Source organism: Streptomyces sp. NPDC055287 (genome assembly GCF_053646035.1).
This window is the reverse complement of the sequence record NZ_JBSHNE010000013.1, coordinates 39,554-66,140: the sequence shown is the minus strand read 5'-3', so window position 1 is coordinate 66,140 and position 26,587 is coordinate 39,554. Positions and strand designations below refer to the sequence as shown.

Below are 26,587 nucleotides of genomic sequence, written 5' to 3'. Positions count from 1 at the left end.
GGTCCGGTCTCGGCCGACTGGTCTCCACTCGCCCCCCGGTCGGTGCACTCACGGCCGTCTTACTGCGATGGATCACGCTTTGGAGTTGTGGAGCAACGCGCCCTTTCGGGCACGCAATGCACGGAGCTTGAGAGCTCCTGCACTCCTGCACTTATGTGCAGGAGTTGCGTTCATTAGAGTGCCCAACTCATGTACATGAGTCAACCCGCCGCGAGAAGATTCTTCGCGACGGGCCGTCTGGGCTGAGCTTCCGTCAGTCGCCTGCGGGAATGCGGTAGTCGAGAACGAACTGGTCAGCGGCCATGATGGTGTCGCATACCTCCACGACGCGGCCCGCCTCCGTCTCCGCACTGCGCGTGAGGTGGATGATCGGTGAGCCGGGGCTGAGGCTCAGGGCGACCGTCTCCTGTTTGGTTGCAAGCCTCGCGCGGACCGTCTCGGTGAACTCCGAAAACGTGTGCCCGTTATCCTCCAGCCGCGCGTAGATGCCGCCGCCGCCCGGATTCTCGGCGAACAGTTCCGGGATGTCCTTCGCGATGTCCCACGGCAGGTAGGACGTCGCCTCTTCCGTCGGTGTGCCGTTGCTGAAGTACAGACGCCGACGTGCAAGCACCTGTGTGCCGGCGGGCACGCCCAGCCGTTCCGCGATCTCGCTCGGTGCTTCGGTCGGGCCGATGTAGAGGACCGTTACGCCGGGTGTCTTGCCTGCCTGCTCCGTCTCCGCGATGTAGGCGGCCTTCCCCGCCCTGCGGTGCGACCGCCGGAACCGATCCGAGGACTTGCGGCGCACCGGGGGCTGGCTCTTTACGAATGAACCCTTGCCGTGGTGGGTGTCGATGAGGCCGGTCGGGCGCAGCTCTGCGACGGCCTTACGGGCCGTGCCCTGCGACACCGAGTAGCGAGCCATCAGCTCGGACTCGCTGGGTACCTTCTCTCCGGGCGGGAGCACTCCAGCCCTGATCTGCTGAGCGAGGTCTTCGGCGATCTGTAGGTACCGTGGCTTGCCAGAGTCCCTAGAGGCTGTGGTCCCCATGTCCTTCTGTTCCTCCTATGCTCATATACATGAGTAACGCTACCCAGGAAGGCGCGTCAATGTCGCTGCACTCGGTCTCCGTGGCGGGCATCGTGGTCCGCGAGGATGGGCGTGTTCTCGTGATCCGGCGGGCCGATAACGGTGCGTGGGAGGCACCGGGCGGCGTCCTGGAGCTTGACGAGCGGCCGGAGGACGGCGCTTGCCGGGAAGTCCTGGAAGAGACCGGCATCAAGGTCGACGCTGTGCGTCTGACCGGGGTCTACAAGAACATGGCGCGAGGCATCGTGGCCCTCGTGTTTCTTTGCCGGCCGGTTGGCGGGGAAGAGCGGACCTCTAGCGAATCAGTGGATGTGCAGTGGTTCACCCGCGAAGAGGTCAAGAGCCACATGCTTGAGGCCTACTCCGTGCGCGTCCTAGACGCCCTCGACAGCGAGGGGACGCAGGTGCGTGCGCATGATGGGCGCCGACTAATTGCCGGAGCCGGTTCGCCTGCTGTCTCCGCGGCTCCCTGATCCTCCTTGGCGCCCAGACACCGGACAGCTCCGTCTCCCTGTGGGCCCTCAGAGGCAGCGAATGCGTACAGCAACCCCGACGACCGTGGGTGACATCTCGGAACCGTCGACAGCGCGGCGGCCAGGCGAAACCTCAGCGACTACCCCGCCCGTAGTTCGCATTGAGGGGGTCGCGGCCCGCCGGCGCCGCCCATAGTGGCCAACCTCTGGCCAGGAAGACCGGCGTTGCAGGCGACGCGGCTCGTTTGTCGAGGTCAGTGCATTGTCGAGGCGGTAGGTGGACTGGTCTTGAGGACCGCCCACCTGAGCGCGGTGGAACTTTCTCTACTTCATCAAGGCACGCGCCGCGCACGGCGCGGCGCGTGCGGCCCGTCGTCCGGGCCGCCGCTCCTGTCTTCGCCCCGCTCCGGCCCGGCCGTCGGCCGCACGCCTGACGGCTCGGGTTGAGGGGTGGTGACCGCCTCTGTGGCCTGGGGCGGTCGGCTCCACGGCTTTACCCACCTCCCCGGGTCGGGGCCCGCGTCGAGCAAGACCAGGGGGCCACTCGATCACATTGCGGTCAGGCTCAAGAGCTGACCGAGTTGCCAACCAGCGTACGGCCCCCTGATCATGCTCGACCCCAACCCGGGCAGGACACAGACCAAAGCCGCTACGCCGACCTTTCGGCACGTGAGGGCTTTGAAGCCTCCCAGAGCCCCGGAGCGTTGCCGCCAATCGAATCGCGCGCGACTTCGATGAAAGCGATTCGCGGCAGGGCTAGCTGCGTGGCAGTGCCGACGCGCAGCGGCGGACAAGCGCGGACGCCTGCGGACCTGCGGGGGGCATGGACGGCAGCAGCGGACGGCAGTCGGCCTCAGCCAAGTGATGTTCATCCTGGCCACGATTTAGGAGTGACACCTCGATGACGACCCGTGACCGGCGCTCCCTCAACGGCGAGCAGATTGGCGCACCAGCGTCATACCTGTATTTTCCTCACACTCTCGTCTTGCCGGATGGCTCGGCGCGTCAACTGAGGGACCTTCCCCAAAGCCTGTTTAAATGCCGGTTCGCGTTCGCTCGCCTTCTCTGCAAACCAGTCGCCGAGAGTCTGCCAGGCGGCGGCATATCCGATGCATAGTTTCCGGACCGGCCACATCTCCAGGCGTGCAACGCCATCTGCTGCAGCCTCCCTGAGAACCCATTGACTCTCCTGACTGTTTGCGTGCGGAGTATCAGGAATGTAGTTAATGGGGGAAGTATCAGGCGGTGCCACATCGAGTTCCAGAGCCCTGAGGCGCTCCTGGATCCGTGCGAGCGTCAGGTCGTTCCGCGGGATTTCCTCGTTCAGTAGCATCGGAGGCGGGAAATTCGGGGTTGAATAGGAAACCGGGCGACAGTGAGCCTGTATGCGACTTATGAGATCAACCCGGTCTTGCCATTTCCATATTCGGCCTGCATCGGCGATTCTATGTATCGACTCCCAGATCTCACACTCAACCCGAAGCCATTCAATCGCGCAATGAATATCGACGATACCCTCGCGGCGCTGGCGCCACACCGACTGCATAACTCTGGCGGTCTCTTCAAGAAGTCGATAATCGTAGCCTCTCAGTTGCCCAGTAGGCATATTATGCATGGAGCCCCGCTCAGAGCCTTCTGTATTGGGATACGCGGTTTCAATGAAGCTTTTGAAGGACGGCCCGTAGTGCCGTGCCGGCTCGGACGCCCCGTATTTCCGTAGCGGCTCAAGGTCTGGATCTTCCTCCGTCATCCATGCCCGCTCCACCGTTGCGAAGATCCTCCTGGGGGCAAGTACCGCTTTCTCGAGATGCTCTATGGCGCGATTGCAGAGCTCATCGGATTCATCCTTTGCGCTCCGCGCATTCATTGCAATGGCATATATGCAGGCGGCATTGTACTCGTGAAGCCAGTTACCCCGGGGCGAAGGCCATCCCATCCGGGCCCAGAAGAGTCTACGATTCAGAGAACGGACATTCAGTTCGTTCCATGAAATCTTTGCCGTGCGACGCCAAGCGTATCGTCGCATCCACTCGCGTGCCGATTCGTTCGAATTACACTCCCAACTCACCCATGCCAAACGCAGCGGCGCCAACACCTTTCGGTTAATTCGGAAAGTGCGGCGACTTATGAGCTGCTGTGAGCCGTGAAAACTCTGAAGGTACGCTGAGGGCCAGACAGCGCGCATATAACTCCACAGCGAAGCAGGCCAGTAGAGCCCTGCCCGAGCCCATGCGTCATCAGCGGAAAGACGATTCATCTCCTGAGCGGAAGCCTTCTGAAAGACCAGTCGGATCTCATTCTGCTCTCTCCTTTTATAGGTGTAATCGTAAGCGGTTCTAGAGCTTTTCTGCAGAATTTTCCGCAAAGAATCCTTGGCCTCGCGTTCCTTCCTTTTCGAGATAACCCAACGCGTTCCTTTCGTTTTGACGAGAGTCGGCCAGTAGCGCTCCACGAGCGTCGAGATCAAATCATCGTGGGTCCGCTCGTCATTCGCTCCACTGCGCTCGTACCAACGCTCTGCGGTAATGCGCGTACCGAGAATTATTGAGTTCCTATACCGGATTCCAAGAAGTTCGTGGAATCGGCGAGAATGGCGGAGATAGCGCAGCCGGCGCCAGCAGGTCAAACTCCGGCGTCTTTGCCAGAGGCGATTCTGATACCGACGCGCCGTCTGTCCGTCCAGCGTGAGAGCCCTTTGGTAAGTATTGAGCGCGTCGATGGGCATTCCCAATTTCTCCTGCGTCTCCGCTAGATCGGCTCGAAGGTAAGGATTCTTCGGATCAAGTCGTATTGCTTTGAAGTACTTCTCCAATGCTTCATGATGGCGTCCTGCGCGGACCAACTCGGTCGCCTCCTGATACGCTTGATACAATTCGGGCTTCAGTTCCCGTCCCCACCACTGGCGCCAGGGCGGAAACCGCCCCATACGCGTCACAGGCAACAGTGTGCTTAGTGCCCAGATGCTAGCTTTGCGTATTACATCGTCCCAATCGCTGCCCCATACAGTAAAAGCACGTGAGCCGCCGAATAGAAACGCTGTCACGGTTACGGTCATACCGTACTGATCCGGCTCGGTGTCACGATATTGGAGCACCCCGCTTACGCGGTAGGCGAGTTTTGGGCGGAGGCGACTGAGTATTTTCGGGAGCGCCGTCCCGAGCTTATTAGGATCGATCTCGACGTCGCCGAGAAGTTCTAGGAAGCTCTCCGCTGGGGCCTGTGCGGGCAGAGTCGTCGGTGGATACATGCTGCTGTCGGACAATCTCTGCCGAAGTTTGGAAGTGAGGTCGACGTTAGATGGCTTGTTGGTGCCTGGTGGCGTGGCGTCTTCGAGTTGCTGCACGTCGACAGGGCCCGGCTTGTAAGCCAGCCAGGCTCGCGTCGCCCTCCAGAGGAAATAGAGAAGTAGCAGCACGGCCAGGAAAGGCGCCATTCGCGCCGGCCAGGCTGGACGGGCGTTCCATGCCCACCAGAGCACCCCAAGGGTTCCGACCGTGCCAGCGAAGCTCCATACCCCCCAGGCGATGAAGCGCGGAGCCGGCAGCGGTGCCGTCAGGCTGCTTTCGTTTTCGCTTCGGTAGTTGAACATGGTGGCTCCGGTATGCGCGGCGTGCGGCTACCGTTGCGACTTTGCGGACCTCATCGAGTGGGGCGGCGGTACGGTGATCGTCTCAACCGCCAGCGGGTAAGCGGTTTGGCCTACCCCTTTGGGCAGCCGCATGCTGCGTCTCTCACTCGGATAGCGAGGTTGCCGTCTTCAAAAACCACGTTACCTATGAGGGCGGTTGTAGACAGGGCAACAAACTCATACAACATGGACCAAATTACATGATGCGGAAAGTCGATTCAGTCGTGGAAGGCACTGGGTTCGAAGCCGTCATCGCCCACCAGCCAAAACGCCCCCGCAGCGCTGTTGGGGCGTTGATGGCAGTCGTTCAGCCCGACAGGTGTCGGCGCTGCAGAAGCCGGTCCATTAGTGCAGGTCCGTTCCTATGACTTGCGATCCAGTGCCCAAGAGGCCCTGTTCCGGGTGCAGATGCTCACGGATGACGACACTTGAGCCAGTCAGCCGATGCCTTACGCGCGCTGACATCAGGACGCTGCACAAGACGGATAGCAGAACGGAACTCAACGAGCGCAGAAGGCGAAGCCGCCTTGGGTGTAGCCATCTGGTCAGGGCGGCCAAGGATCATCTCTGAGCTGCCGGGCAACGCGACTTGACCGCAACAACGGCTTCCACGGCCGTCTCAAGGATCTGCGCGCCGAGACACGTGAGCGGGCAAGGGCACTGCCCCATCAGTGCATAGACCGTCGGGGCTAGATCACCAGGTGACATCAACAACGCTGGACGAGAGCGGACAGTAGCGGCTCCACTGGAGGACCAGGCTGCCACGAGGGGCCCCTATCCGGAAGGTGGCCCAACACGGCGATCGAACCTTTAGAGCGGGTGTCGAGCTAGCCAGCTTGCTTGTTCGGCCTCCCCCCACCGAGGGCTGTGGGCCATGTGTGGACCAGGACGAGGAGGTGAGCGGCTTGGCCAAGTATCGATGCAGGTCAGAGCTCTGCACAGGCTAGGGGTGCGACGCTCTTGAAAGCCGTTGCTGCTGGGCACGGTAGAGCCTTCCCTACGCCATCAAACCCTCTCGCCCTCCCGTCGTTCCGCGGGAGGGCGAGTGAGAGGAGTGGCACGAGAAGGACGACGGAGGCGTCAGCACCGTACCGCTCACTCGCTGCACGCGGGATGGGGCACGAGCTGGGACGAGGGTGACGCGGCCACGACGGTCTGAGAGCGCGCACCTTCCAGACGCTGCAACCAGATGGACCTGTTGACGGCACACTGCGGACTCGGCGCGAGCCTGATTCCACAAAAGATCGTCACCCCGCTTCAGACCACAGGGTCACGATCGCCCTCACCTTCACAACCGCGTCCGTCACATGCCGCTGTGCGCACTTCACGCCAGGCGCGCAGCAGGTCCGGCAGTTGCCGGAGGATGCCGATCAGCAGCATCAGCACCAGGCTGACGACCCCGAACGCAGCGAGCACGAGCAGCATGATCGAGTCCCAGTCCATTGGGTGAATCCCCTTCACAAGTCAGGTCAGTTGCTACGTATCGAGCCTGTAGCTCGCAAGCCATGGCAGTACGTGAGCTGACCCAATCGGACGAGAACTGACGTAACTTGACGGGTGTGTCAAAGAGTGTCAGGATCCACATCCTGGCAAAACTTGACACTGCGGGGGTGTGCCATGCCGGTACCAATGCCAGACGAATCCGCCTTGCCACCGGGGCCGCATCGCGACCTCCTGCTAGCGCTACACGAGCTGTATCGACATGCCGGCCGTCCCGGTGGACGACGCATCAGCGAGGAAGCAAGGAAGTCGGACGCTCTCAGCGACGTGGTCTCGCACGAGACGGTGAACGCGATCCTCAAGGGCCGTACACTTCCGCGGCTGGCAAAGCTGCAAGCCGTGGTGTGGTCACTGGCCTCGATTCGGTTCAAGGGCCCCGATGCAGATGCTGAGGTGAAACGCTTCGAAAGTCTGTGGGAAAGTGCAACTGCGGAGGACAGGCCCCCTCGGGGCGCACTGGGCGGCGCACCCCAGCGGGCGAGTCAGCGGGAAGAGGCACCGCTTGATGTCTCGCGCGAGGATGCATATTTCAGCGTCTACCTCAGGCATGTCAGCGAGCATGGAGGTTTCCCCAGCGCCCGCGAGTTCGCAAGGCACCTGAACGAGCAGTACGGCGTCGCTGATCAATCTGGCCAGCCACTCGCTGAGCGCATCCTGAGGCCCTACCTGCGAGAGGCCCAGCAGCGCTACATTTCTCTACTGGACGCATCCATTTCCAGCAGCCCCGAACCATCTGACCGGCCCGACCATGCCGCGGATACGGAGCCGGAGACAGGGAAGACCCGCTCACTTACGCCAGGGCCACCAACGGGATTGTCTGTGAGGCCTCGAGCAGTCACGCCCATGGTCAACAAGCAAATCTCGCCCGGCGACGTCCGCACTCGCGCCCAGTTGAGGGAGATCTTCGGCGGAGGACTGCAGGGCGGAATCATTCCCTCAAAGACGACCAACAGCATTCTGCTCTTCACTGATCACGATAGCGCTCAACACTACGGCTATCAGGATGGTTGGCTCGCCGAGGAAGACGAGACGGGCCCGGTGTTCGAGTACACGGGGGAGGGCAGCTCCGGGGACCAGACCCTGAAGCGTATGAACGGCTCTATCCTGAGACACGTCGAGCAAGGGCGCGCGCTGCACTTGTTCGTCGCTGCCGGCAGAGTGGCGGGATCAGGCACCAAGGTCCACCGATACGTAGGCGAGTTCATGATCGACGGAGACGATCCGTTCACCGTGCGGCGTGCACCCGACGCCAGAGGGGAGACGCGATGGGTCTACGTCTTTCGCCTTCGCCCCATGGTCGAGATTCAGCAGGCAGCCGAGGACTTCGTCCCTCTGCCCGGCGAGACAGTGATCAGGAACATTCCCCCCATGCCGATGACCGACCCTGCGTACGCACTACGGCAACCGAACGAAGACACAGCGAGCAAGAAGGTCAAGCCGGAAAACAACAGCGGGAAGAAGATCGCTCGAAGGCCGATAGGCTCCGTGGAACTTAAGCGCCGCGAGGCCGAGTTGAGCGGCCGATTTCTGAACTTCCTCGAGGCTCAAAATCATGATGTGGCACGCTTCGACATCCGCATCAAAGGACTTACATCTGTCCTACTCACGGACCTATATGACGCAACCGACAACGTGCTTTACGAGATCAAGGGTCAGAACGACCGTCGCGCTGTTCGCTCAGCGATCTCGCAGCTCATCGACTACCGCCGCCATATCCCTCCGCGGGATGCACGCCTTGCCGTGCTACTTCCGGAGCGCCCACACGAGGATCTGCGCCACCTTGTGGAATCCGTCGGTATGGCGCTCGTGTACGAGGACGGCGATGATTTCATCGGGTGGCCCCCGTCTGCCTAAGCATCGTGAGTCCGAGCCTTTCTGGAGTTCCGTCAGCGTTGACGTTCCCGGGGGCAATACACAGCAGGACAGGTGTCATCACGTAGAGCTTTGGCACACGCGGTGAGCGCCCGCAGGAACTCATGCTGGTGCAGGGAGCGCGCAGCCCCGCTGACCGCAACCGGAGACTGGCAGCACCGAAGCTCTGCCCTTGGGTGAAACTTGGGAGAAGATCTTCTCCTAAAGCCCTTCATCCGCCCGGCCAGAACAACGCATCCCAAGGCTCTGACCAGCATCTTTGTTGCATAGATGGGGCTACAGAGCCGTCCTGACCTTATTCGGGACGAAGAGGTCGTGGGTTCAAATCCCGCCACCCCGACAGCTGAAACACCAGGTCAGGCCCGGTCTTCCGTTCAGGAAGACCGGGCCTGACCTGTTTCTGCGCTGCTTGCGCGAGATCCTGGAGAAGATCTTGGATCTTCCCTCCCGGAGGACGACTGCCGCCGCTCGGCCGGACGCTCCTGCGCCAGCGGCGTCGAGTGGATCTTTCCGTCCGCCCCCGGCGGACTTCCGCCCCGTGAACCCGTTCCCGGTCAGTTGGCAAGTACTGAGTGAAGGCTGTCCCTTTCCTCTGACGACACGGACCCGCCCATGACTGATTCGTTGTGCCGCCCCTCCCAGGGGGCCGGCACGTCCGGCGCCGGCGCCGCTCGGGAGGATGCCGCGCTGATCGCGGTGTCGCTCGGCGAACCGGAGTGCTTCGCGGCACTCTTCGACCGCCATGCGCCCACCATCCACCAGTACGTCGCCCGACGACTCGGCCGTGACGCGGCCGACGACATCACCGCGGAGACGTTCCTGACGGCCTTCCGTATACGCGCCCGCTACGACAGCACCAGGGCCGGTGTCCGTCCCTGGCTGCACGGCATCGCGGCCAAGCTGATCAGCCGGCACCGCCGTGAGGAGATCAAGGCGCTGAAGATCCTCGCCCGTACCGGCCACGACCCGGTGGCCGCGACCTGGTCCGACTCCGCCGACGACCGCATCGCCGCGCAGGCCGCCTCCCGGCCCCTGGCCAGGGCGCTGGCCAAGCTCTCCGAAGGGGACCGGAACGCGCTGCTGCTTTTCGCCTGGGCCGACTTCACCTACCAGGAGATAGCCGAGGCCCTGGACATTCCCGTGGGCACCGTCCGGTCCCGGCTCAACCGGGCCCGCAGGAAGCTGCGCGCCGCGACGGGTGTGCACAGCCCCTTCAGCGAACCGTTCGAACCGCATGTACCGGAAGGTGACCTCGCATGAACGAGCTGTCCGAAGCACGTGCGCTGCGCGCCGACACCCCTCTGCCCGACAGCGACCGGCTCGCGGCTCAACGGGCCGGACTCACGGAGGCGTTGCGGCAGGAGGCCGACGGCCGCCGGCCCGCCGCGGTGCGCACCTCGCTCCCCCGCCGCAGGATCGTCCTGGTGACCGCCGCGGCGACGGCGGCCCTCGCCGTGACCGGCGGGGTCGTGGCCTCGCTGCCCAGCCACACCCCAGGCACCGTCCCCGCCGCCACCGGCCGTCAGCTGCTGTCCGCGCGGGCCTCGGCCGACACACTCGAACTGGCCGCGGCCACGGTCGAGAAGCTCGGCGCCGCCGAGCCCGGCCCCAAGCAGTGGGTCTACGAGAAGAGCACGTCTCTCGGCCAGGGCGAGCCCCAGACGTCGGAGGAGTGGACCCGTTGGGACGGCACGGGATCGGCACGCCTGCCCGGCATTCCTCCGGCCGGTGACATCTCGGGCTTCGACCCGGACAAGCTCCAGGTCTGGTACGGGCCCAACCAGGAAGAGAAGTGGAAGAAGGAGGGCTACGACGACCGCTCCCAACGCCAGTTCTACCGCTTCCTCGCCACGCTGCCGAGCGACCCCGACCGCATGATGCAGCGCATCCGCGAGGAGCACGCCATCGGCGACATCAAGGGCGAGACCGTGGCGGAGCGTGACTGGCGGGAGATCCACGTCCTCTACCGTTCCGTCCTGATCCCGCCGAACGTGCAGGCGGGCCTGTTCCGGTCGCTGGCGAAGATCCCCGGCACCCGGGTGGAGAAGGGCGTCAAGGACCCCGTCGGGCGCCCGGCCATCGGTGTGGCCGTCAACTACACCGAGCCCAGCGCCTCGGGCTACCTGGGCAAGCAGGAGCTCTTCTTCGACCCGAAGACGTACGCGTATCTGGGAGAGGTCGCGCGCCCCGCGCCGGTCGAATACCCCGAAGGCATGAGCCCACCACCGATGGAGTCCGAGGACCCGAACCCCGCCATGATCAGCGTCCGCAATGCCTGGGGCGTCGTCAACAAGCCGGGCGCACGCCCCTGACAGGTCCCCGGGCCGCTGGGCCACAGCGGAAGCCTCGTGTTCAGTAGCCCTCCACCAGGTGTGCGCGGCCGGCCGGGGGTTCGTACGGTTCGGGCCAGAAGTCGGTGATCGCCACGATGCGGCCGTCGGCGTCACCGGTGAAGAAGCTGACGGCGTACATCTCCTCCAGGCCTACGGCGAAATGCGTCGCCTCGGCGGCGGACCAGTACGTCTCAACTCTCTTGTGCAGCTCGGTCATACGGCGAGTCTCCACCCCGGCACTGACACTCCCCACGGGCTATGTCAGTGGGGCGGAGCAGAATGGGCGCATGACTGAGAGCACCGGGTCCGCACAGGCCATGTCCATGCCCGACTGGGAGAAGCGCTTCCGCGCGCCGCGCGTGTCGCTGCCCGACTGGGCCGAGCACGCGCCGGACCGCGCGTTGTTCGTCTCCAACGCTACGGGTACGTACGAGCTGTACGCGTGGGACCGGGCGACCGGCGCGCAGCGGCAGGCCACCGACCGGCCGAACGGCACCACGGACGGGGTACTGACACCCGACGGCGAGTCGATCTGGTGGTTCAGCGATACGGACGGGGACGAGTTCGGGGTCTGGATGCGGCAGCCGTTCGCGGGCGGCGCGGACGAGCCCGCGGCGCCGGGCCTGGCGTCGTCGTATCCCGCCGGGCTCGCGCTCGGGCGGGACGGGACGGCGGTCGTGGGGCGCTCGACCGACGAGGACGGGTCCACGGTGCATGTCGTGCGGCCGGGCGCCGGGCCCGTCGAGGTCTACCGCCACCGGGAGTCCGCCGGAGTCGGGGACCTGTCGCACGACGGAACGCTGATCGCGGTCGAGCACACCGAGCACGGTGACGCGATGCACTCCGCGCTGCGGGTGCTGCGGCTCGACGGCGCCGCGGTGGCCGACCTGGACGACACCCGGGGCGGCGAGGTCGAGCTGGGGCTGGAGGTGCTCGGCTTCGCGCCGGTCGACGGCGACAGCCGACTGCTCGTCCGGCACCAGCGGCGCGGGCGCTGGGAGCCGATGGTGTGGGACGTCTTGTCGGGCGCGGAAACCGAGCTCGGGATCGAGCTGCCGGGCGACGTGTCGGCCGAGTGGTACCCGGACGGGTCCGCACTGCTCGTCTCCCACAGCTTCGAGGCGCGCAGTGAGCTGTGGCGGTACGACCTGACCACACGGCAGCTGGTGGCGGTACCGACGCCGGCCGGGACGGTGTCGGCGGCGACGGCCCGGCCGGACGGCTCGGTGGAGTTCCTGTGGTCCTCGGCGGCCGAGCCGCCGGTGGTGCGGTCGACGTCGGGGCGCGTGGTGCTCGACCCGCCGGGGATGAAGGCACCGGCTTCCGTGCCGGTGGAGGACGCGTGGGTGGAGGGGCCCGGCGGGCGGATCCACGCGCTCGTGCAGAGGCCGGCCACGGGTGAGGGGCCGTTCCCGACGGTCTTCGAGATCCACGGCGGGCCGACCTGGCACGACAGTGACGCGTTCGCCGCCGGGCCGGCGGCGTGGGTGGACCACGGCTATGCGGTCGTGCGGGTCAACTACCGCGGTTCGACCGGGTACGGGCGCGAGTGGACGGACGCGCTGAAGCACCGGGTCGGGCTGATCGAGCTGGAGGACATCGCGGCGGTCCGGGAATGGGCGGTCTCCTCCGGGCTCGCGGATCCGGCGAAGCTGGTGCTGGCGGGCGGTTCGTGGGGCGGGTATCTGACGCTGCTCGGGCTCGGTACGCAGCCGGATGCGTGGGCGGTGGGGCTGGCGGCGGTGCCGGTCGCCGACTACGTGACGGCGTACCACGACGAGATGGAGGCGCTGAAGGCGATGGACCGGACGCTGCTCGGCGGCACGCCGGAGGAGGTGCCGGAGCGCTTCGCGGCCTCGTCGCCGCTGACGTACGTCGACGCGGTGCGGGCGCCGGTCTACATCTCGGCGGGCGTCAACGATCCGCGCTGTCCGATCCGTCAGGTCGAGAACTACGTGGACCGGCTGGCGGCGCGGGGGGCCGTGTACGAGGTGTACCGGTACGACGCGGGGCACGGGTCGCTGGTGGTGGAGGAGCGGATCAAGCAGGTCCGGCTGGAGATCGAATTCGCCGGGCGGTACGTCGGGTAGTCGGTGGGGGTGGTGGGTGCGCGGGGGCGGGCTTGTTTCCCCGCCCGCCCCAAGCCCCGAACCGGGGCGCCGGTCCCACAACCTGTGGGCGGGGCCCCGGGCTGTGGGTGGGCATGGGCGGGCCCGTACCTTGGTGGGGTGTACCGGTTCCTGCTGACGCCCCGCTGGTGGGGGCTCCACCTCTTCGTCGTGCTGGCCATCCCCTTCTGTGTCTTCATGGGGTCCTGGCAGCTCGGGCGGTTCGAAGACCGCGTCGAGACCCACCAGGCCACCGAGGAGAAGCCCGACCCCGGCACGCAGGCCGCCGTACCGCTCGACGAGCTGATGCCCGTCGACAAGGAGACCTCCGGGCGGCCGGCCACCGCGAGCGGGCGTTACGCCGAGCAGTTCGTCGTGCCCGAGCGGAAGATCGACGGCAGGCGCGGCTCGTACGTGCTGGCTCTGCTCCGTACGGACGGCGGCAAGGCACTTCCCGTCGTCCGCGGCTGGCTGCCCGCCGGGGCCGAGGTCCCTTCGGCGCCCTCGGGCGAAGTCACCGTCACCGGTGCGCTGCAAGCGTCCGAGAACTCGGGCACCGACGGTGTGCACGCCGGTGGCGGGCTGGCGGAGGGGCAGCTGGGGATGATCAGTGCCGCTTCGCTCGTCAATCTCGTTCCCTACGACGTGTACGACGCCTGGATCACGCTCACCGAGAGCGATTCGGGCATGCTGCCCGTCCCCGCGGTCGCGCCGCAGGGCAGCGGTCTCGATCTCAAGGCGTTCCAGAACCTCGGCTACACCGGCGAGTGGTTCGTCTTCGCCGCCTTCGTGCTCTTCATGTGGTTCCGGCTGATGCGCCGCGAGGCGGAGGCCGCCCGCGATCTCGCCCTCGGCATTGCGCCGGAGGGGCCGGGAGAGCCAGGTGGTCCTGTGGGTCCTGAGGGCGCCGAAGGGGCCCTGGGTGCGGGTGCGGCGTCCGATTCCGGCTCCGGTCGCGGCTGACGCGTACGGCAGCGGGGCGGGCGCCGTCTCCGGCTGCGCCCGCCCCGCTCCCTTTCCCTCTCCGCGTTACTGCGCGGCCAGCACGCCCGTGCGGTAGATCGTTCCGGCGCACGCGTTCGGAATCGTCGTCACTGCCGTCGGCGCGCCCGCCTCAGGCGTGTGGCTCACGGAGACGCTGCCGTCCGCCGTGCCGCCGTCCTCGGTGCCGAGCTGCGGCTCCGTGCCGGTCTGCTCCGCCTCGCCCTCGCCGCCGCCGGCCCCACCGCCGCCGCTGCCGTCCCCGGTTCCCGTGCCGCCGTCCGCCGTCCCGCCGCCCGGGTCTTCCGTGGGCGTGGGGTCGGGCGAGGTGCCGGTCGTCGGGCAGGTCGCCGTCGGAACCCAGGCGAACTTCACCTCGTACGCCATGTCCGGCTCCAGCAGCAGTCCGGTCGTCTCCAGGGACGGGTCCGGCAGGCCCGCCGCCGCGTCCCCCGAGGTGTGGTCGACGACGTTGATGCGGCCGGGGTCGGCCGCCCCCATCGGCTGGAAGCTCACCGAGCCGCTGCCTGCGACCGCACACGCCATCTCGGAGACGTTGGAGATCCGGAACGTCCCGTACACCTTGCCCTCGGCGTCGGGCGCGTTCGCACCCGCCAGGGCGACAGCGAGCTGGCTCGCACCGCACGTCGGGGTGGACGCGGGCACGCTGCCGGCGGTGTCGTCGCCGCCGCCACCGGTGCCGGCGCCCGTACCGGTGCCCGAAGAGCCCTTCCTGGGGCCCTTCTCCTTGTCCTTCTGCTTTTCCTTGTCGCTCTTGGAGGTCGACTCGTCGGAAGGCCTGTCCGCCTCCTTCTTGCCGCCCTCGGCGCCCTTCTGCCAGCCGGTGCCACCGTGCGTGTCCTGGCCGTGGCCCGCTATCGAGGGGCGGGCGTCGGCCGCGTCGCCGGAGTTCGCCACGTGGACGAAGGCGGGGACGGCCGTACCCACGAAGAGCGCGGCGGCCGCCATGCCCACGACGGCCTGGCGCCGCCTGGCGCGCCGCGCCGGGACCGCCTTGCGCAGGTGGTCCAGCGCGTCCCGCGAGGGCTCCAGCTCTTCCACGGCGCCGCGCAGCATGCGGCGCAGGGCCAGCTCGTCGGAGCCGAACCCGTCGTTGTCGATGCGGTCGTCGATGGCATTGTCTATGGCGTTGTCGAGGCCACCGTCCATGGAGCCGGACTCGACGGCCGACTCGGTGGCCCGCTCGTTGTCCGGCTCGACGGCCGGCCCGGTGGCCGGCTCGTTGCCCTCTTCGCGCTCGTTCGGCCCGTCGTTCACAGTCGCATTTCCAGTCAGGTCGTTCAACGGCCCGTCCGGCCCGTGCCGCTCTTGCTTGCTGCTCATGCCGAGGCCTCCATGGCGACGCGCAGCGCCGCGATGCCGCGTGAGCCGTACGCCTTCACCGAGCCCAGGGATATGCCCAGAGTCTCGGCACACTGGGCCTCGGTCATGTCCGCGAAGTACCGCAGGACCAGCACCTCGCGCTGACGTCGCTGGAGTCCGCGCATCGCCTTGATCAGCGCGTCGCGCTCCAGCTGGTCGTACGCCCCCTCCTCCGCACTCGCCATGTCCGGCATGGGCTTCGACAGCAGCTTCAGCCCGAGAATGCGGCGGCGCAGCGCGGAGCGCGAGAGGTTCACGACGGTCTGGCGCAGATAGGCCAGGGTCTTCTGCGGGTCACGTACGCGGTTGCGTGCCGAGTGGACGCGTATGAACGCCTCCTGGACCACGTCCTCGCAGGAGGCCGTGTCGTCGAGCAGCAGGGCCGCGAGCCCGAGCAGGGAGCGGTAGTGGGCTCGATAGGTCTCGGTCAGATGGTCAACTGTGGTGCCCGCGGTCATGCCGTCTTCAGCGCCGTCGCGCGGGGACGGTATACGGGCGGTACGTGTCGTCGGCATGGGGGCGATCACCGGCATGCCGCCGGGCGTGCGGGGCCGCCGGAGGGGACGCACTGCCGCGCCGCGAACCGGGACCACTGTGATGTCGAGAACCTCTGCCACGCCTGTTGGACACTCTTCCCCCCGACAGGGTTGTACGCACGAGGCACCGCTTTTGACGGTGTGACAAACGCCCACATGCGCACTCGCCCTCCTGAATGCCCCATTTGTCGCGACACTTCGCCGGGGCGACCGCAAAGACGCTCCCCTCCCGACTGCCGGTTGCAGTAAGGGGGGAGCGAATAATCGAACAGAACAACGCCCCAGTTCAAGTAGTCCAGACTTCGACTTACTCACAGAGCGTTCACAGATTCTACGCAGAGTTCCGGTTCACGCCGCCCCGATTTCGGCGGCCACCAACTCGGCGATCTGGGCGGTGTTCAGCGCCGCGCCCTTGCGGAGATTGTCCCCGCACACGAAGAGTTCGAGCGCGGTGGGGTCGTCCAGCGACCGCCGTACCCGCCCCACCCACGTCGGGTCCGTACCCACGACGTCGGCCGGCGTCGGGAACTCCCCCGCCGCCGGATTGTCGAACAGCACCACGCCCGGCGCGGTCGCCAGGATCTCGTGCGCCCGCTCGACCGAGACCTCGTCCTCGAACCGCGCGTGCACGGCCAGCGAGTGCGTCGTGAGCACCGGCACGCGGACGCAGGTGACCGACACCGGCAGACCGGGCCGGTCCAGGATCTTGCGCGACTCGGCGCGGACCTTCATCTCCTCGGACGACCAGCCGTCGTCCACGAGCCACCCGGCCCACGGCACCACGTTCAGCGCGATCGGAGCGGCGAAGGGCCCGGTGTCGTCGCCCACCGCCCGTCGTACGTCGCCCGGGTTCGTACCCAGCTCCGTACCGGCGACGAGTGAGAGCTGGCCGCGCAGCGTGTCGACGCCGGCCCGGCCCTCACCGCTGACCGCCTGGTACGAGGAGACGACGAGGCCGGCGAGGCCGAACTCGGCGTGCAGCGCGCCCACGGCCACGATCATCGACAGCGTGGTGCAGTTCGGGCTCGCCACGATGCCGCGCGGGCGGACCCGTGCGGCATGCGGATTGACCTCGGGAACGACCAGCGGAACGTCCGGGTCCATGCGGAAGGCCGCGGAGTTGTCCACCACCACCGCGCCCTTGGCGGCGGCGATCGGCGCCCAGTGCGCGGCCACGTCGTCGGGTACGTCGAACATGGCGACGTCGACGCCGTCGAGGGCGTCCTCCGACAGCGCCAGCACCTCGGTCTCCTCCCCGCGCACGACCAGCTTGCGGCCGGCCGAGCGCGGGGATGCGAGGAGCCGGATCTCGCCCCAGACATCGGCGTGCTGGGACAGGATCTGGAGCATGACGGCGCCGACGGCTCCGGTCGCTCCGACGACCGCGAGCGTCGGCTTGCCCGTCACTGGCGGGTCACCTTCCGGTGCCGCCGTAGACGACTGCCTCGTCGGAGTCGCTGTCGAGGCCGAAGGCGGAGTGCACCGCGCGCACGGCCTCGTTGACATCGTCGGCGCGGGTCACGACCGAGATGCGGATCTCCGAGGTCGAGATCAGCTCGATGTTCACGCCCGCGTCGGCCAGCGCCTCGAAGAAGCCCGCCGTCACGCCCGGGTTCGTCTTCATACCGGCGCCGACCAGGGAGATCTTGCCGATCTGGTCGTCGTAACGGAGCGAGTCGAACCCGATGGCGCTCTTCGTCTTCTCCAGGGCGTCGATGGCCTTGCGGCCCTCGGTCTTGGGAAGGGTGAAAGAGATGTCGGTCAGACCGGTCGACGCGGCCGAGACGTTCTGCACGACCATGTCGATGTTGATCTCGGCGTCCGCGATGGACCGGAAGATCGCCGCGGCCTCGCCCGGCTTGTCCGGCACACCGACGACGGTGACCTTGGCTTCGGAGACGTCATGGGCGACTCCGGAGATGATGGCGTGCTCCACCTGCTGGTCCCCTTGCGGCTCGTTGCTGACCCAGGTGCCGCGCAGTCCCGAGAAGGACGACCGCACGTGGATCGGGATGTTGTATCGGCGTGCGTACTCCACGCACCGGTGCAGCAGCACCTTGGAGCCGGAGGCTGCGAGCTCCAGCATGTCCTCGAAGGAGATCCAGTCGATCTTCTGGGCCTTCTTCACGACCCGGGGGTCGGCGGTGAAGACACCGTCCACATCGGTGTAGATCTCACAGACCTCGGCGTCGAGCGCCGCTGCGAGGGCGACCGCGGTCGTGTCCGACCCGCCCCGGCCGAGGGTGGTGATGTCCTTCTTGTCCTGGGACACACCCTGGAACCCGGCGACGATGGCGATGTTGCCCTCGTCGAGGGCGGTGCGGATCCGGCCCGGCGTGACATCGATGATGCGCGCTTTGTTGTGGACCGAGTCGGTGATGACACCTGCCTGGCTGCCCGTGAACGACTGGGCCTCGTGGCCCAGGTTTTTGATCGCCATGGCCAGCAGGGCCATGGAAATCCGCTCACCCGCGGTCAGCAGCATGTCGAATTCACGTCCGGCAGGGATCGGGGATACCTGCTCGGCGAGATCGATCAACTCGTCCGTCGTGTCGCCCATCGCCGAGACCACGACAACGACCTGGTGGCCGTTCTTCTTGGCATCGACGATTCGCTTGGCGACCCGCTTGATGCCTTCGGCATCGGCAACGGAGGAGCCTCCGTACTTCTGCACGACAAGGCCCACGTGCGCTCCTCGTTAGTCATTACTGCGGTCGGCTCAGTTTACCGAGCGGACCGGGCCCGCCCACGCCGTATCGGATCCTGAGATGTCCCGCTCATGATGCGATCCGGCCAAAACCCGGGGCGGCCCCCGGCCTGCTCGGTGGAGATGCCTGCCCCGGGTTCCACACGGTACGCAGAACGTGGGGTGGGTCACATGGTCGCACGCGGGCCGGGCGAGTTCCCGGGCCGACAGCTCTCACGGCGGCACGGCCCGCCCGAGGGGAGCCGCCCGGCCCCCGGCCCGGGAATCCAGTAAACGCAGGACCGGAAAACAATGTGTGTGGCGGGAACTGTTCGGGGCACACGATGTTCCGGAGGTTGATACATATGGTTCCCCTGCTACTCGTCCTGCTGCTCGCCCTCATCCTTTTCGGTGCGGGATTCGCACTGAAGGCTCTGTGGTGGATTGCCGTCATCATTCTGGTGGTGTGGATTCTCGGATTCGTCATCCGGCCCGCCGCAAGTGGAGGAAAGCGCGGCCGCTGGTACCGCTGGTAGAGCCACACCGCCGCACAACCTCCGGGCGGGGCTTGGGCCGAGGCGCGGCGCCCACCCACGGGCACGGACGCGTCCGGCCCCTTCGGCACCGCACAGGTGCCCGGTCAACACCCGGAAGAATTCCCGCTCCGGCCATACGGTGTGAAATCCGAGAACCGGGGCACGCAAATCGACAGGCGAACGAAACAGGCACCATAATTCGTGCCGCTCATTCCGGCCGCACGCCGATAAAAGGAGTCATTTCTCATGACTGACATCTGGGGCTACCAGCCGACGACCGGCCACACCGCAGGAAATACCCTCACCGGATACAAGGTCGAGGCGACCGACGGGAGCATCGGAAAGGTGGACAAGCACTCCGATGAGGTCGGATCGTCCTACCTGGTTGTCGACACCGGCGTCTGGATCTTCGGAAAGCACGTCCTGCTGCCGGCCGGCACGGTGGCCCGCGTGGACGCCGCCGAGGAGAAGATCTACATCGACCTGACCAAGGACCAGATCAAGGACGCGCCCGAGTTCGACCGGGACAAGCACGTCGGCGACGTGGGCTACCACGAGCAGGTAGGCGTCTACTACGGCCGCCACCGTCGCACCTGAGCAAGCACCCGAGTTCCACGGACTCGGGGTACGGACGCGGGGTGGGGGCGGCCAGGATTTCCTGGCCGCCCCCACCCCGTTCGCGCTGCCGGCCGGTCGGCGCAGGTCACGCTGCCGGCCGGTCGGCTCAGGTCACCGTACGCAGACCCAGCGGGCCCGCCAGCTCCTCGGCCATGACCTTGCCCGCCTCCTTCTCGAGGTCCTCCTCGCCCAGGTCCTCGTCCGTGTCGAGGCCGTCCAGCTCCTGGAGCGGCTGGTCAAGGCGGACGTGCGCCACCAGGGACTGGAGGGCGCGCAGGCAGGCGGAGGCCGTGGAGCCCCAGTTGGAGAAGTAGGAGAACTGCCACCACCACAGCGCCTCGGTGGTGCGGCCCGCCCGGTAGTGGGCCAGGCCGTGGCGCAGATCGGTGATGACGTCGGCCAGGTCGTCGGAGATGCGGCAGGGCACGGGTGCCTTGCGCGGCTCGTACGGGTCGAAGACCTCGGAGTACACGTCGATCGGATCGAGCATGACGGCGAAACGTTGCCGCAGGTCGTCCGGGTCGGGCTCCGCGCCGAGGTCCGGCTCGTACCGCTCGTCGGGAATGATGTCCTCGTGCGCGCCGAGCCTGCCCCCCGCCAGGAGGAGCTGGGAGACCTCGAGCAGCAGGAACGGGACAGCACTGTCCGGCTCGTCGCCCTTGGCCACTTCCGTGACGGCGACGATGAAGCTCTCGATCTGGTCGGCGATCTGGACGGCGAAATCGTCCGGGTCCTGCGCGACCGCGTGCAGCAGCTTTGCGTTGGCGTCAGACATCGAGCAATCGTCTCCCCTCGAAGGCACGGCCCAGCGTGACCTCGTCGGCGTACTCAAGATCTCCCCCGACGGGGAGTCCACTGGCCAGGCGTGTCACCCGCAGACCCATCGGCTTGATCATCCGGGCGAGGTAGGTGGCCGTGGCCTCGCCCTCCAGGTTGGGATCGGTGGCGAGGATCAGCTCGGTGACGGCACCGTCCGCGAGGCGCGCCAGCAGCTCGCGGATCCGCAGGTCGTCGGGGCCGACGCCCTCGATGGGGCTGATCGCCCCGCCGAGCACGTGGTAACGGCCACGGAACTCCCGCGTCCGCTCGACCGCGACGACATCCTTGGGCTCTTCGACGACGCAGATGACCGCCGGGTCGCGGCGGGGATCACGGCAGATCCCGCACTGCTCCTCCTGCGCGACATTGCCGCACACCGCGCAGAAACGGACCTTGTCCTTGACCTCGAGGAGGGCATGGGCGAGGCGGCGTACATCGGTCGGCTCGGCCTGGAGGATGTGGAAGGCGATCCGCTGCGCGCTCTTGGGACCGACGCCGGGCAGCCTGCCCAATTCGTCGATGAGGTCCTGGACCACGCCTTCGTACAACGGATTGCCTTCCTTGCCCTGCCGGTCTTGCCTGGTACGTACGGTAGTTGGTGCGGGGCCGCCTTAGAAGGGCAGTCCCGGCATTCCGCCCAGCCCCTGGGCCAGCGGGCCGAGCTTCTCCTGCTGGAGCTGCTGCGCGTTCTCGTTCGCGGCCTGGACGGCGGCGACGATCAGGTCCGCGAGGGTCTCGGTGTCCTCGGGGTCGACCGCCTTGGGGTCGATCACCAGGCCACGGAGCTCTCCCGAGCCGTTGACGGTCGCCTTGACCAGACCACCGCCGGCCTGTCCGTCGACATCGGTCCTCGCCAGCTCCTCCTGGGCCTTGGCAAGGTCCTGCTGCATCTTCTGGGCCTGCTGAAGCAGCTGCTGCATGTTGGGCTGGCCACCACCGGGAATCACGGTCACTCCTGGCACTTCGACGACGATTGTTTCGGTAAGGCGAGCCTACGTGTTCGCCGGACGCCGCGCGCCATGCCGTACCAACCGCCTCTTTCGAGTGAGACTTGCGGGCTCCTATACCTGACCACGGCGTGGTTCCGGCTGGAAATGCCGGTGTATCGGCCCCACGGCCCACCATTCGGCGGTAGGAAGGGCATGCGTATGCGTGGTGCGACTTGCGTATCGGTCCGCACGCGCGCATCGCAGGTCACACCACGTCACATCACGTCGCACAGCGTCGCGATGCGTCGCACGACGTCGCACCACTACTCGCAAGGTCACGGACAGAGCGCAAGCGCAGAGGAGTGCCCGGTGAGCCAGCCGGAGATGCAGCCCGAGGGGCCCGCCCGGAAGGAGGGCGGGGGTGCCACCGAGCAGTCGCACGACGAGGACGATCTGACCGGGCGGCCGTTTCCGCTCGGCGACTGGGGCGAGCCGGCGGAGCGTCTCGACGAGCTCTACCGGTGGGTGGAGGCGGGCGCGCTGCACACCGCCGACTGGTACCTCGCCGACCGGGCGCGCAAGCGCCGCGCGGCGCGCGCCCTGCGCGTAGGAACGGCCGCCGGTGTGACCGTCGGGGCCGCGCTGCCGCTCGTCGACCTCGCCGGGGCGGTGGACGGCGCGGCCGGGTGGGGCTACCTGCCGCTGCTGCTGGGAGCGGCGTGCCTGGCCTGCGACCGGTACTTCGGGCTCACGTCGGGGTGGATGCGGGACGTGGCGGCGGCGCAGGCGGTGCAGCGGCGGTTGCAGGCCCTCCAGTTCGACTGGGCGTCGGAGAGCGTACGGGAGATGCTCGGGCCCGCCGAGGGGACGGCCAGCGAGGCTGCCGAACGCTGCCTCGGCGTGCTGCGGCGGTTCTCGGAGGACATCTCGGAGCTGGTGCGGTCGGAGACGGCGGACTGGATGGTCGAGTTCCGGGCGGGACCCGCGCCGATGGTGATGCAGTCGGCGGGCGGGCCGGGCGCCGCCCGGCCGGACGGCGGCGCCTCGGCCGGGCGGTACACACTGCCCCCGGGTACGCGGCCGAACATGCCTCGGCAGCGGCCCCCGGAATCGCCCCGGTGACGTGAGCGGGGCGGGTGCGGTGTTTTCGTGGATCCGGTATCGGTCGCGCTGATCGCAGGGCCGGCGGCCGCTAGCTGAAGATGATCATTGAGCCTTGGCCGAGGCTACGGGTCGCCGCCGCGTGCAGGCCGAGCCACACGTGACGTTCGCGGGCGAAGGGGCTCTCGTCGTACGGAAGAGCGTCGGCCGGCTCCTCCAGCGTGGTCGGGCGCTCCGGCGGCCGGGGCGCCGACGGCGGGTTCGCCGGGTCGATGCCGATCGAAGGGGCGACGAATTCCAGCTCCCGCAGGAGACCCTGCGTGGAGCCCAGCGGCCCGCCGCCCGCGAGGAGTTCCTCGTTCGACAGGGGAGCGGCGTAGTCCACGGGGACGTACGCGCCCGCGTGGTCGTAGTGCCAGACCAGGTGGGACTGCTGGGCCGTCGACTCGAACATCTCCAGGAGCTGCTCGTAGTCGCCGCCCAGGGCGTCCACCGGCGTCACTTCGAGGCCGCAGAGCTGGAGCAGGTAGGCGCGCCGCAGGAAGTGCAGGGCGTCGTAGTCGAAGCCCGCGACCGGGGCTACGTCGCCCGAGAGGCCCGGCATGTAGGCGAATACGGGAACGGTCGGCAGGCCCGCGTCGGTGAGGGCCTTGTCGTACGACGCGATCTCTTCGGCGAAGGGATTGTCGGGGCTGTGGCACAGCACATCGACGAGGGGGACCAGCCACAGGTCACAGGCCACGTACGGCTCGCTCTCCACTGGGTTCGTGCGACAGTCGGGACAGCGTAGTGCTAGCAAGTCGCCGCGCACAGTTGGCGGGTAGGGCCCAGTCCCGTCACCGGACGGCGCCCACGTCCCAGATCCAGGCCCCGCCCACCGGCTTCCCCGGCTCGCCGAGCAGCTGTGACACCGCGTTCCGCAGCGCCGCTGCGTTGTCCTGCGGCGCGAGTACGACCACTCCCGCCCGCCAGAAATCCAGGTCGGCGCGCGCCTGCGCCCGCCAGTTGTCGCCGATCACCGGGATCGCGCCGCCGTAGCGGATGTCGCGCAGGAGGTTCGAGGTGTGGCGGGGGGACGCGCCGTAGATACCGATGCGGTCCGGGCCCCACGGGCCGTTGAAGTACCCGCCGGGTACGGCGAAATCGGGCACCGTCGCGGACTGCCAGTGCAGCGCCTCCGCGTTGCCGGCGTCCGGGAGCGGGACGGGGACCACCGATTCGCCCTCGGCGACGTACTTCTTCCACATCCCCTCGGTGATGAACGCCGGGACGTCGGGGCGTTCGCGCACCGGCATCGGCGTCGGCACGATCGGCAGGAGCGCGAGAGCGATCGCCGTGATCCCGAGGGTGCGCGACAGACGGTCGGGAGCGGTACGCATACGGTCGGCCGCCAGCGCCACCAGGATGCCCAGCGCCGGCGCGCAGATCATCGCAACCCGCGACTCGATGACGGACTCGAAGAGCGGCTGATGGGCGAGCGCCCGCCACGGCCCCGGCAGAATCACCTCGGTGTACGGGATGCGGAACTTCGGGCCCAGCGACAGCAGCGCCGCCGCGAGGCCGGTGAAAGTGAGCGCCCTGACCAGCGGCAGCCGCCACAGGGCCAGCGCGACGGCGAAGGCCAGTCCCGCCAGTGGCCAGCCGTAGAAGGCGTTCTGCTCGGTGCGGTTCATGGCGAGCGGGTCGGCCCGCGCCTCGTCGCCGAGCAGCGCGCGCCCGGAGAACTCCAGGAAGGCGAGCGGGCTGTTGCCGGCTTTGTCGCCGTGCAGAACGCTGTGGTAGCTCTGCGGGCCGAAGAACTGCCAGTACAGCGGGAAGGCGACCAGCGGGAGGCACACGGCGGCCGCCACCCCGAGCCCCTTGAGCAGCGGACGCCACGCCGCACGCGCCGCCTCGCGGTGCGCGAGCGCGTAGAACAGCGCGAAGAGGAGCATGCCCATGGCGGCGAGGAGGAGCGGCTCCTCGCCGAGGAAGATCTGGTACGTCGCGAACAGCCCCAGCAGGACGCCGTCCCGCACGACCCGCTCCCCCTCGCACAGCCGCAGCGCCCGGTCGACGATCACCGGGATCATGAAGAGCACGGCGAAGTTGGGGTGCGCGTTGGCGTGCGAGATCATCGGCGGCGCGAAGGCGCACAGCGCGGCTCCGGCGGCCGCCGCCCAGCGTCCGCGTACGAGCCGCTTCGCGATCAGCCAGTACCAGGCGACGGCGGTCGCGGCCAGGCCGCCGGTCAGGACGAGCGCCCAGGTCACGGTCGGCCCGAAGACCAGCGTCACGGGGATGAACGGCACGGACAGGCCCAGCATGACGGTGTTCGCCATGAGGTTGACGCCGTCGGGATGGTTCTGCGCCGTCGTGAAGAGCGGATTGCGCAACGCGGTCACGTTGTCGGCGGTGACCGAGAAGAACCACTCCCACTGGTTCTGGTCCTGCCCGGAGTCGGCGAGATAGTGGTGGTCGAGGTCCGCCCAGAGGCCCTTGTAGAGCAGCACGGAGGCGAGGAGGAAGAGGGCGGTGACGGCGAGGTCGACGCGCCGCACGCGCCGGGCCTTCAGCCGTACGAGCTCCAGGAGCACCTTGCCGTAGTCGGCCGGCCTGACCTTGGAGCCCTCCTGGTGGGCCCAGCGGACCGGGACTTCGGCGACCTGCCAGCCCGCCCGCCGGAAGAACTGGAGGATCTCGACGTCTATCCCCCACCCGTCGAGACGGGCGTCCGCGAAGGCGGCCCGCGCCTTGTCGCCGTCGAAGAGTTTGAAGCCGCACTGGGTGTCCCGTATGCCGGGCACGGCGACGGCCCGTATGAGCCGGTTTCCCATCCGTCCGAGCCACTCGCGCAGGCGCCGCTGGTGTACGTCGATGGACGACTCGGGGTGGGCGCGCGACCCTATGGCGGCGGCGTGCCCCTCGTCGTCCTGGGACAGCTCCTTGTCGAGGCGGTCGAGTTCCTCGACGGGGGTGGCGAGGTCCGCGTCCGTGACGAGCACCCGGGCGCCGCGCGAGGCGATGACGCCGCGCCGCAGGGCGTGCCCCTTGCCCCGGTTGCCGGTCTCGTCGGCCTCCACCAGCAGGATGCGGGGCTCCCGGGCGGCGGCCGCCCGTACCGCGTCGGCCGTACCGTCCGTGGAGCCGTCGTCGACGACGATCAGTTCCCAGGTGTTCCAGCGGCCGGGGTTCGCGTTCAGGTGGGCGCAGATCGCGTCCAGGGTGGGACCCAGGCGCCGTTCCTCGTTGTAGGCGGGGACGACGACCGTCAGATCGGCTCTCACTGGTGCGGACGCTCCAGCCGCTCGCCGCTCCCGAGGCTCTCCGCCCACGCCAGCATCTGCGCGTGGTACTCCGCGATGACCGCCCGTACCGCCTCGGCGTCCCCTCGGGTCACCTCCTCCACGACCACCGAGTGGTCCTTCCACATCCGGTCCCTGAGACCGGGTTCCGCCCGCAGGTGGGGCACGGAGAAGACCCAGCAGCGCAGCCGCAGCTGGTGCAGGAAGCCGGAGATGTGCGGGTTGTCGATGAGGGCGCCGAGTTCGCGCCAGAAGCGCAGGTCGTACCCGATGAAGATGTCCAGGTCCCCCGCGCGCGCCGCACGCGCCGCCTCGTCGGCCCGGCGCCCGATGGCCACGAGCACCTCGGCGCGCGCACCGCTCCAGCCGCCTTCGGCGAGTTTGCGGAAGACGCCGTCGGTGATCAGGGACCGGGCTTCGACCATGCCGCGGAAGTCGGCCACGGAGATCTCGCAGACGCGGAAGCCGCGGTGCTGGTCGGAGTCGAGCAGGCTCTGCGCCGCCAGGTCGACGAGCGCTTCCCGCACGGGCGTCGCGGAGACCCCGTACTGGTCGGCGATCTGCTTGACGGTGAATTCCTGACCCGGCCGCAAACGCCCCGCGAGCACTTCGTCACGCAGCGCGTCGGCTATCTGCTGCCGCAGGGTGTTGCGGGTCACAGGTCCGCTCGCGGGCATGGCGTCTTTCCCCTTCGGATGGCTCCGGACACCATAGGCGGTGCGGCCCGG

General features: G+C 67.6%; 22 protein-coding genes and 1 pseudogene. 9 read left to right on the top strand and 14 right to left on the bottom strand.

The window, feature by feature from the left end:
• Positions 1–253: 253 nt before the first annotated feature.
• Positions 254–1,033 (bottom strand): GntR family transcriptional regulator, encoded by a 780-nt coding sequence (locus ACWIHY_RS21505; RefSeq protein ID WP_454377267.1) that lies wholly within the window; start codon positions 1,031–1,033, stop codon positions 254–256.
• Between the two features lie 17 nt (positions 1,034–1,050).
• On the opposite strand from ACWIHY_RS21505, the gene ACWIHY_RS21500 reads away from it, so the two are divergent.
• Positions 1,051–1,545 carry an NUDIX hydrolase gene (locus tag ACWIHY_RS21500; protein ID WP_454377266.1) on the top strand — a complete coding sequence of 165 codons (495 nt, stop codon included), beginning with the start codon at positions 1,051–1,053 and terminating at the stop codon, positions 1,543–1,545.
• Between the two features lie 955 nt (positions 1,546–2,500).
• On the opposite strand, the gene ACWIHY_RS21495 is transcribed toward ACWIHY_RS21500, so the two are convergent.
• Both ACWIHY_RS21495 and ACWIHY_RS21490 read right to left on the bottom strand, forming a co-directional pair.
• The gene (locus ACWIHY_RS21495) at positions 2,501–5,134 is read right to left on the bottom strand and encodes a tetratricopeptide repeat protein (protein WP_454377265.1); all 2,634 of its coding nucleotides are present in this window, start codon (positions 5,132–5,134) and stop codon (positions 2,501–2,503) included.
• A 1,296-nt stretch (positions 5,135–6,430) separates the two neighbouring features.
• On the bottom strand, positions 6,431–6,616 hold the full coding sequence (locus tag ACWIHY_RS21490; RefSeq protein WP_454377264.1) for a hypothetical protein: 186 nt from the start codon (positions 6,614–6,616) through the stop codon (positions 6,431–6,433).
• A 186-nt stretch (positions 6,617–6,802) separates the two neighbouring features.
• Between ACWIHY_RS21490 and ACWIHY_RS21485 the strand changes: the two genes are divergently transcribed.
• The 3 genes from ACWIHY_RS21485 (at position 6,803) to ACWIHY_RS21475 (ending at position 10,857) form a co-directional block, all read left to right on the top strand.
• Entirely contained in the window at positions 6,803–8,527 is a 1,725-nt protein-coding gene (locus ACWIHY_RS21485; RefSeq protein ID WP_454377263.1) for a hypothetical protein, read from the top strand.
• A 630-nt stretch (positions 8,528–9,157) separates the two neighbouring features.
• Positions 9,158–9,805: an RNA polymerase sigma factor gene (locus ACWIHY_RS21480; RefSeq protein WP_454377262.1), complete on the top strand. Its 648-nt coding sequence runs from the start codon at positions 9,158–9,160 to the stop codon at positions 9,803–9,805.
• On the top strand, positions 9,802–10,857 hold the full coding sequence (locus ACWIHY_RS21475; RefSeq protein ID WP_454377261.1) for a CU044_5270 family protein: 1,056 nt from the start codon (positions 9,802–9,804) through the stop codon (positions 10,855–10,857). The genes ACWIHY_RS21480 and ACWIHY_RS21475 overlap by 4 nt, the downstream gene beginning before the upstream one ends.
• A 40-nt stretch (positions 10,858–10,897) precedes the next feature.
• On the opposite strand, the pseudogene ACWIHY_RS21470 reads toward ACWIHY_RS21475, so the two are convergent.
• Positions 10,898–11,044 (bottom strand): annotated as a pseudogene (locus tag ACWIHY_RS21470) (nuclear transport factor 2 family protein); the annotation flags it as partial.
• A gap of 121 nt (positions 11,045–11,165) precedes the next feature.
• Here ACWIHY_RS21470 and ACWIHY_RS21465 point away from each other — a divergent pair.
• Positions 11,166–12,968 carry a prolyl oligopeptidase family serine peptidase gene (locus ACWIHY_RS21465; RefSeq protein WP_454377260.1) on the top strand — a complete coding sequence of 601 codons (1,803 nt, stop codon included), beginning with the start codon at positions 11,166–11,168 and terminating at the stop codon, positions 12,966–12,968.
• A 138-nt stretch (positions 12,969–13,106) separates the two neighbouring features.
• Positions 13,107–13,949, top strand: a complete 843-nt coding sequence (locus tag ACWIHY_RS21460) for an SURF1 family protein (protein WP_454377259.1) — start codon at positions 13,107–13,109, stop codon at positions 13,947–13,949.
• 66 nt (positions 13,950–14,015) lie between these two features.
• Here the strand turns inward: ACWIHY_RS21460 and ACWIHY_RS21455 are convergent, their stop codons facing one another.
• From ACWIHY_RS21455 to ACWIHY_RS21440, 4 genes are all read right to left on the bottom strand, one after another.
• Entirely contained in the window at positions 14,016–15,311 is a 1,296-nt protein-coding gene (locus ACWIHY_RS21455; RefSeq protein ID WP_454377258.1) for a hypothetical protein, read from the bottom strand.
• Complete coding sequence (locus ACWIHY_RS21450) at positions 15,308–15,967, bottom strand: SigE family RNA polymerase sigma factor (RefSeq protein WP_454377257.1); 660 nt, start codon at positions 15,965–15,967, stop codon at positions 15,308–15,310. Before ACWIHY_RS21450 ends, ACWIHY_RS21455 begins: the two co-directional genes overlap by 4 nt.
• 267 nt (positions 15,968–16,234) lie before the next feature.
• Entirely contained in the window at positions 16,235–17,293 is a 1,059-nt protein-coding gene (locus ACWIHY_RS21445) for an aspartate-semialdehyde dehydrogenase (RefSeq protein WP_454377256.1), read from the bottom strand.
• A gap of 7 nt (positions 17,294–17,300) precedes the next feature.
• A complete protein-coding gene (locus ACWIHY_RS21440; RefSeq protein WP_214976971.1) occupies positions 17,301–18,572 on the bottom strand; it encodes an aspartate kinase in 1,272 nt (423 codons plus the stop codon).
• A 365-nt stretch (positions 18,573–18,937) separates the two neighbouring features.
• Between ACWIHY_RS21440 and ACWIHY_RS21435 the strand changes: the two genes are divergently transcribed.
• A complete protein-coding gene (locus ACWIHY_RS21435) occupies positions 18,938–19,108 on the top strand; it encodes a hydrophobic protein (protein WP_454377255.1) in 171 nt (56 codons plus the stop codon).
• Positions 19,109–19,354: 246 nt separating this feature from the next.
• On the top strand, positions 19,355–19,705 hold the full coding sequence (locus ACWIHY_RS21430; RefSeq protein WP_454377254.1) for a PRC-barrel domain containing protein: 351 nt from the start codon (positions 19,355–19,357) through the stop codon (positions 19,703–19,705).
• 127 nt (positions 19,706–19,832) lie between these two features.
• On the opposite strand, the gene ACWIHY_RS21425 is transcribed toward ACWIHY_RS21430, so the two are convergent.
• The 3 genes from ACWIHY_RS21425 to ACWIHY_RS21415 all read right to left on the bottom strand — a co-directional run bounded on the left by ACWIHY_RS21425 (position 19,833) and on the right by ACWIHY_RS21415 (position 21,492).
• Positions 19,833–20,501: a DUF5063 domain-containing protein gene (locus ACWIHY_RS21425; protein WP_454377253.1), complete on the bottom strand. Its 669-nt coding sequence runs from the start codon at positions 20,499–20,501 to the stop codon at positions 19,833–19,835.
• Positions 20,494–21,093: a recombination mediator RecR gene (recR, locus tag ACWIHY_RS21420; RefSeq protein ID WP_028810454.1), complete on the bottom strand. Its 600-nt coding sequence runs from the start codon at positions 21,091–21,093 to the stop codon at positions 20,494–20,496. The genes ACWIHY_RS21425 and recR overlap by 8 nt, the downstream gene beginning before the upstream one ends.
• Positions 21,094–21,156: 63 nt before the next feature.
• Positions 21,157–21,492 carry a YbaB/EbfC family nucleoid-associated protein gene (locus tag ACWIHY_RS21415; protein ID WP_138896391.1) on the bottom strand — a complete coding sequence of 112 codons (336 nt, stop codon included), beginning with the start codon at positions 21,490–21,492 and terminating at the stop codon, positions 21,157–21,159.
• A gap of 351 nt (positions 21,493–21,843) precedes the next feature.
• Here ACWIHY_RS21415 and ACWIHY_RS21410 point away from each other — a divergent pair, with 351 nt between their 5' ends.
• Positions 21,844–22,596 (top strand): SLATT domain-containing protein, encoded by a 753-nt coding sequence (locus ACWIHY_RS21410; RefSeq protein WP_454377252.1) that lies wholly within the window; start codon positions 21,844–21,846, stop codon positions 22,594–22,596.
• A gap of 70 nt (positions 22,597–22,666) precedes the next feature.
• On the opposite strand, the gene ACWIHY_RS21405 is transcribed toward ACWIHY_RS21410, so the two are convergent.
• The 3 genes from ACWIHY_RS21405 to ACWIHY_RS21395 all read right to left on the bottom strand — a co-directional run bounded on the left by ACWIHY_RS21405 (position 22,667) and on the right by ACWIHY_RS21395 (position 26,536).
• Positions 22,667–23,317 (bottom strand): hypothetical protein, encoded by a 651-nt coding sequence (locus ACWIHY_RS21405; RefSeq protein WP_454377412.1) that lies wholly within the window; start codon positions 23,315–23,317, stop codon positions 22,667–22,669.
• A gap of 94 nt (positions 23,318–23,411) precedes the next feature.
• Complete coding sequence (locus ACWIHY_RS21400; RefSeq protein ID WP_454377251.1) at positions 23,412–25,841, bottom strand: glycosyltransferase; 2,430 nt, start codon at positions 25,839–25,841, stop codon at positions 23,412–23,414.
• Positions 25,838–26,536 (bottom strand): GntR family transcriptional regulator, encoded by a 699-nt coding sequence (locus tag ACWIHY_RS21395; protein WP_454377250.1) that lies wholly within the window; start codon positions 26,534–26,536, stop codon positions 25,838–25,840. Before ACWIHY_RS21395 ends, ACWIHY_RS21400 begins: the two co-directional genes overlap by 4 nt.
• Between the last annotated feature and the right edge of the window lie 51 nt (positions 26,537–26,587).